This window comes from Tabrizicola sp., assembly GCF_031377265.1.
GTDB lineage: Bacteria > Pseudomonadota > Alphaproteobacteria > Rhodobacterales > Rhodobacteraceae > JAUYQR01.
Map to the genome: position 1 here is coordinate 1 of NZ_JANMET010000332.1, position 5,601 is coordinate 5,601.

The window sequence follows — 5,601 nt, forward strand, 5'->3', positions numbered from 1 at the left end:
GCCGCCCGGTGACGCTGCTGGACGGCGATGTGGTGCGCAAGCATCTGTCATCGGAGCTTGGGTTCAGCAAGGAACACCGCGACATCAACATCAAGCGCATCGGCTATGTGGCCAGCGAGATCACCAAGAACGGCGGCATCGCCATCTGCGCGCCCATCGCGCCCTACACCGCGACTCGGCGGGCAGTGCGCGAGATGATCGAGGCGTTTGGCGCGTTCATCGAGGTGCATGTGGCGACCCGCATCGAGGAATGCGAACGCCGTGACCGCAAGGGCCTGTACAAGCTGGCGCGCGAAGGCAAGATCAAGGAATTCACTGGTATCTCAGACCCCTACGAGGCACCGACAGCGGCAGAGCTGGTCGTCGATACCGAGAATGTCGATGTCGACCATTGCGCGCATCAGGTGCTTTTGAAGCTGGAACAGATGGGCCTGATCAAGGGCTGATCCGGGGCGCTTTGTATCGGGGGCAGCGCAATCCGCCCCCGACGGGCGACAGAAAACTGGACGTTATGAAGTTTTTTGCGCGATGAAGATTTTGGCCCTGTCAGGCAGCCTGCGCCAGCGTTCGGGCAATACGGCACTGCTGCACACACTGGCCGACCTTGCGCGCCCGCCGACAACCATCCGCGTCTATGATGGTTTGGGGGGCTTGCCGCTGTTCAACCCCGACGATGAAGGCCCGCGCACCCCAGCGGCGGTGCTGAGCTTTGCCGCGGCCGTGGCAGAGGCGGACGCGCTGGTGATTGCCTGCCCGGAGTATGTTCACGCGATCCCCGGCGCGTTCAAGAATGCGATCGACTGGCTGGTATCGCGCCAGGAGATCATTGGAAAGCCCATCGCCCTGTTGCACGCGTCGCATGGCGGTGACGACGTGCTGACCGATCTGCGGCGCGTGCTGGCCACAGTTTCGGACCGGTTTGCGCCGCAGGTCTTTGCAAGGCTCAATCTGCGGGGGCAGACGCCCGAGGCAGTTGCGGCAACGCTGGGCCAACCGGAGAACCAGGCAATCCTGCACGGGTTTCTGGCCGAATTTCTGGCCTTCGTGGCGACGCCTGCCTAGTGCACGCTCATCGGTGCGAAGTCGTGTTCGCGCGCGAGGTGGAAGGCAAGCTTGCGGTCGGCGACGAGGGCCAGTTGGCGACCGTCGGCACCATGCACGGAATAGATCACCTCAAGCGTACCCATTTGATCGCGTACCTCGTCCGGCAGGTCGGCTACGGCGACCGGGCGGACGTAAACGATGCGATCCTTGCCCTGCGGCAATCCGTTGAATGGCGTGTTCATTTCTTGCCCCCTTCTTTGTGGCTGGCGTCCTTGCGTCCGATCCTGATCGTCTGAACCACCGTTTCCGGCACCGACCTGCGCAAATCGATGTGCAGCAAGCCATGTTCCATCCCGGCACCACCGACCTCGACCCCGTCGGCCAGCACGAACGACCGCTGGAACGCACGGGCAGCGATACCGCGATGCAGGAACACGCGGTTCTCGCTGTCATCGGCTTGTCGGCCACGCACCACCAGCTGGCGGTCTTCGACGGTGATGGCGAGGTCTTCCTCACGGAAACCCGCCACGGCCAGCGTGATGCGATAGGCGTTGTCGGCCACCGCTTCGATGTTGAAGGGAGGATAGCCCTCTGACCCCGATTTCGCGGTGCGTTCGACCAGCCGCTCAAGCTGTTCAAACCCCAGAAGGTAGGGATGGGCCCCAAAGCTCAGTTTCGTCATTCGGACATGTCCTTGTGTCAAGCGACAGTTCGGCAAGTGGCCTCGGGATCGAGCACCGCTTGACAGCAATATGGGGTGGACCGTTCGATGCCGCAAGAGCCTGTGCCGGGCCGGATATGGCGAAATTCCCGGCAAAAACCTTCCCGCAGGACGCAACTTCACGATAGAGTTGCGCAAGCGACAGAGAGCGACTCAGCCCCGATGAATGCCCCCTCCGAACTCAACTTCGATGAAATGCTGCGCATCCGGCTGGAAGTGCTGCGGCGCGAGCATCGCGATCTGGATCAGGCGATCCATGCGCTGGAACTGACCGGGCGACCGGATCAGTTGACGCTGCGGCGGCTGAAGAAACAGAAGCTGGGACTGAAGGACCAGATGGCGCGGATCGAGGACCAGCTGATCCCGGATATCATTGCCTGACGGTCGCGGACTGAAAATCCCGACGGCTTGCCCAGCGCCGTTGCTTGGCTATAAGCGACGCGAACGGTTTGGCGGAGAAGCAGCATGGCAGAGGTCGGGATCATCATGGGCAGCCAGTCCGACTGGCCCACGATGAAGGATGCGGCGCTGGTTCTGGATGAGCTGGGCGTGGCGTATGAGACCAGAATCGTGTCGGCCCACCGCACGCCGGACCGGCTGTGGGATTATGGCAAGACCGCTGTCGAGCGCGGGCTGCGGGTGATTATTGCCGGGGCCGGGGGTGCGGCGCATTTGCCGGGGATGATGGCGTCAAAGACCCGGCTGCCGGTGATCGGCGTGCCAGTACAGACCAAGGCGCTGGCCGGGGTGGACAGCCTGTATTCTATCTTGCAGATGCCGCGCGGTTATCCGGTGGCGACGATGGCGATTGGTGGTGCTGCGAATGCCGGGCTGATGGCGGTGGGCATTCTGGCGCTGTCTGATCCGGCACTGGCGGCACGGCTGGACGCCTGGCGCGCGACGCTGTCGGCCTCGATCCCGGAAGAGCCGTCGGATGCTTGAACCGGGCGCAGTGATCGGCATTCTGGGTGGCGGGCAACTGGGGCGGATGCTGTCGGTTGCGGCCTCGCGGCTGGGGTTCCGGGCGCATATCTATGAGCCGGGGATCAACCCGCCAGCTGGCGATGTGGCGCACCGGGTGACCACGGCACCTTATGAGGACCTTGCCGCGCTGCGGGCCTTCGCGGCGTCGGTCGATGTGATCACCTATGAATTCGAGAACGTGCCGACCGCGGCGCTGGACGCGCTGGAGGCGCTGCGCCCGATCCGCCCGAACCGCCGCGCGCTGGCCATCAGCCAGGAGCGGATCGCCGAGAAGGAGTTTCTGACCGGGCTGGGCCTGACCTGCGCGCCCTTTGCGCCAGTGGGGTCGCTGGCCGATCTGCAGACAGCGCTGGCGCGGATCGGCGCGCCGGCGATCCTGAAGACCGCGCGGCTGGGCTATGACGGCAAGGGGCAGGCGCGGATCATGGCTGCGGCGGACACTGTGGAGGCCTGGGAGACGATGCAGGGGGCGCCCTCGGTGCTGGAGGGGTTCATCGCCTTTTCGCATGAGGTGTCGGTGATCGCAGCACGCGGACTGGACGGGTCGGTCGCCTGCTATGACCCCGGCGAGAATGTGCATCAGGGCGGTATCCTGCGCACAACCACGGTGCCGGCGCGGCTGAGCGCCAGCCAGCGCAGCGATGCGGTGCTGATCGCGGCGCGCATCCTGAACGCGCTCGATTATGTGGGTGTGCTGGGGGTGGAGCTGTTCGTGACGCCGCAGGGGTTGATCGTGAACGAGATCGCGCCCCGGGTGCATAATTCCGGCCACTGGACGCAGCAGGGCTGCGCGGTGGACCAGTTCGAACAGCACATCCGTGCGGTGGCGGGCTGGACCTTGGGCGACGGGTCGCGCTTTGCCGATGTGGTGATGGAGAACCTGATCGGCGATGATATCGCGCGGGTGCCGGCGCTGGCACGGGAGCGGGCGGTGTCGCTGCACCTGTACGGCAAAGGCGAGGCACGGGCAGGCCGCAAGATGGGCCACGCGAACCGGGTGGTTCGCGGGATTACCTGAGACAGGGCGCCAGGCTGGCGGGCCATCGAGGCCCGCGCCCGGCATTGCCATGGAAGGGCGGGAGATGCCGGGCCTGACGGCTGGGGTCGGACGCTCCGCGGGGAGCATTTGCAGTCAGGGCAAATCGCAGTGAGCGCGACAGATCGGGCTTGTCTTGTGTTGCCGGCAGACGCAGATACTGATGCTCAAGCCGATCACCGGGCCGCTGCTGCGCGGGAAAGAGGATATCGTTCATGCCTTCCACCAACGCCTATGCGAGAGTATCGAAAGCGGTCGCGCATCAGACCGGGCGGCCCGGCACGTTTGTGCTGGCGGTGCTGGTGATCCTGGTCTGGATCGTCACCGGGCCGATCTTTGGCTTTTCCGACACCTGGCAACTGGTGATCAACACCGGCACCACGATCATTACCTTTCTGATGGTCTTCCTAATCCAGAACACCCAGAACCGCGACACCACCGCGATCCAGCTGAAGCTGGACGAGCTGATCCGGGCCACCAACGGGGCGCATAACGCGCTGCTGGATCTGGAGGAACTGGACGAAAAGGCATTGGAAACCTTTCGCGCCCGGTTCGAGGCGCTGGCGCGCGAGGCCCGCCAGGGGCGGCTTGAAGGGCGCCCGGATACCGGAACCCCGGACAATTGACCAAAGGCTGCCGGGGCCAGATTGTTGCCCCGTCAGGGTTTGGCCAGCGTGTCCTTGATTGCCGTGAGGTAGGTGAGGGTGGGATCGAACTTGCCGTCTTTCAGGAACAACACGGTCTGGCGGATAACCAATGGGTTCAGCATCATGAAAGTGTGGGTGACGGGCAAGGTGACGTGATCGGTCATGCCATCAAGCCGGGTGCTTACCACAGTGACCTTGCCATCATTCGGCCCCGGCAGAGCCGAGGCAAAAAGCGGGTTCAGCGACCTTGTGCCCGCGATCACGCCCAGCGGATAATCTGCCGGGGGCAAGGCCTTTGGCCAAGACCCTTCGCCCGTGCCGAGAGTGCCGCCCGCCACCCCGTTCACCCGCTGAAACACTGACAAGGTGCCAAAGCGGTCCACCAGTTCCGACCCGTGGTTCGGGGGCGCCAGCATCACCACGCGGCCCATCTGAGCCGGTCGGTGCCGGGCCAGCCAGGCGCGCAGCAGGATGCCGCCCATCGAATGGGTGACGAAATGCACCCGCCCCGGCCCGCAAGCCGCAACCGCGTGACCGACCTCGTCAATCAGCGCTTCGGGCGTGGCGGTGGTAGAGGGGTAGGACCAGTTCACCACCCGGAACCCCGCCGCCTGCAGCGCCAGTGCCATCGGGGCCAGCGAGGCATCGGTGCGCGCCAGCCCGTGCAGAAGGACCACGGCATCCGCCAGTCCCGCGCCCTCTTCGGTGGCGGGGGCGGGCAGAAAGCGGGCGAGGGGTCCGGTCAGCCACATGACCCGACTGTCTGCCCGACACCGGCGCACAGCAAGCCCGGAATGCCAGCCCCGTCCCGACCCCGACGCAGCGTCACCCTGACGTGCATTGCCGCACCATGTGCCTGCATCGCCCACGCTTGCCCGCAAAGCCGCGTCCTGCTAGCCCTTTCCCGCCGGGACTTTGCCGGTGTTCTCAGGGCGGGGTGCAATTCCCCACCGGCGGTGACAGCCCGCGAGCGCCCCGGCAACGGGGGTCAGCAGATCCGGTGGAACTCCGGGGCCGACGGTGAAAGTCCGGATGAGAGAGAGCGATCGTCACCCCGCCCCTGGCGGGTTGGCGCGTTTTCCCCTGACTGATCGGGTCGTGAAAGGAAGACGCCATGATTCAGTCATTTCCCCTCCGCGGTGCGGCCTTCATGGTCGGCGCGGGGCTTT

At 65.0% G+C, this 5,601-nt stretch carries 9 protein-coding genes and 1 riboswitch; of the genes, 6 read left to right on the forward strand and 3 right to left on the reverse strand.

Going from position 1 to position 5,601, the window contains the following annotated elements; translation table 11 throughout:
• On the forward strand, positions 1–446 hold a 446-nt coding region (gene cysC / locus RMO18_RS17840; protein ID WP_309667734.1), incomplete at its 5' end, for an adenylyl-sulfate kinase.
• 82 nt (positions 447–528) lie between these two features.
• Entirely contained in the window at positions 529–1,062 is a 534-nt protein-coding gene (locus RMO18_RS17845) for an NADPH-dependent FMN reductase (protein ID WP_309667735.1), read from the forward strand.
• On the opposite strand, the gene RMO18_RS17850 is transcribed toward RMO18_RS17845, so the two are convergent.
• Both RMO18_RS17850 and RMO18_RS17855 read right to left on the reverse strand, forming a co-directional pair.
• Positions 1,059–1,286 carry a DUF1150 family protein gene (locus RMO18_RS17850; protein ID WP_309667736.1) on the reverse strand — a complete coding sequence of 76 codons (228 nt, stop codon included), beginning with the start codon at positions 1,284–1,286 and terminating at the stop codon, positions 1,059–1,061. The two genes, RMO18_RS17845 and RMO18_RS17850, sit on opposite strands and share 4 nt — an antisense overlap.
• Positions 1,283–1,726 (reverse strand): Hsp20 family protein, encoded by a 444-nt coding sequence (locus RMO18_RS17855; RefSeq protein ID WP_309667738.1) that lies wholly within the window; start codon positions 1,724–1,726, stop codon positions 1,283–1,285. The genes RMO18_RS17850 and RMO18_RS17855 overlap by 4 nt, the downstream gene beginning before the upstream one ends.
• A gap of 201 nt (positions 1,727–1,927) precedes the next feature.
• Here RMO18_RS17855 and RMO18_RS17860 point away from each other — a divergent pair, with 201 nt between their 5' ends.
• The 4 genes from RMO18_RS17860 (at position 1,928) to RMO18_RS17875 (ending at position 4,411) form a co-directional block, all read left to right on the forward strand.
• Positions 1,928–2,146, forward strand: a complete 219-nt coding sequence (locus RMO18_RS17860; protein ID WP_309667740.1) for a DUF465 domain-containing protein — start codon at positions 1,928–1,930, stop codon at positions 2,144–2,146.
• A gap of 84 nt (positions 2,147–2,230) precedes the next feature.
• Positions 2,231–2,707, forward strand: coding sequence for a 5-(carboxyamino)imidazole ribonucleotide mutase (gene purE / locus RMO18_RS17865; protein ID WP_309667741.1), 477 nt, complete (start codon positions 2,231–2,233; stop codon positions 2,705–2,707).
• Complete coding sequence (locus RMO18_RS17870) at positions 2,700–3,767, forward strand: 5-(carboxyamino)imidazole ribonucleotide synthase (protein WP_309667742.1); 1,068 nt, start codon at positions 2,700–2,702, stop codon at positions 3,765–3,767. The genes purE and RMO18_RS17870 overlap by 8 nt, the downstream gene beginning before the upstream one ends.
• A gap of 233 nt (positions 3,768–4,000) precedes the next feature.
• Positions 4,001–4,411 carry a low affinity iron permease family protein gene (locus RMO18_RS17875; protein WP_309667743.1) on the forward strand — a complete coding sequence of 137 codons (411 nt, stop codon included), beginning with the start codon at positions 4,001–4,003 and terminating at the stop codon, positions 4,409–4,411.
• A 32-nt stretch (positions 4,412–4,443) separates the two neighbouring features.
• Here RMO18_RS17875 and RMO18_RS17880 read toward each other — a convergent pair whose 3' ends face one another.
• Positions 4,444–5,184 carry an alpha/beta fold hydrolase gene (locus RMO18_RS17880; protein WP_309667744.1) on the reverse strand — a complete coding sequence of 247 codons (741 nt, stop codon included), beginning with the start codon at positions 5,182–5,184 and terminating at the stop codon, positions 4,444–4,446.
• A 167-nt stretch (positions 5,185–5,351) separates the two neighbouring features.
• Positions 5,352–5,480, forward strand: a riboswitch (FMN riboswitch).
• Positions 5,481–5,601: the final 121 nt, after the last annotated feature.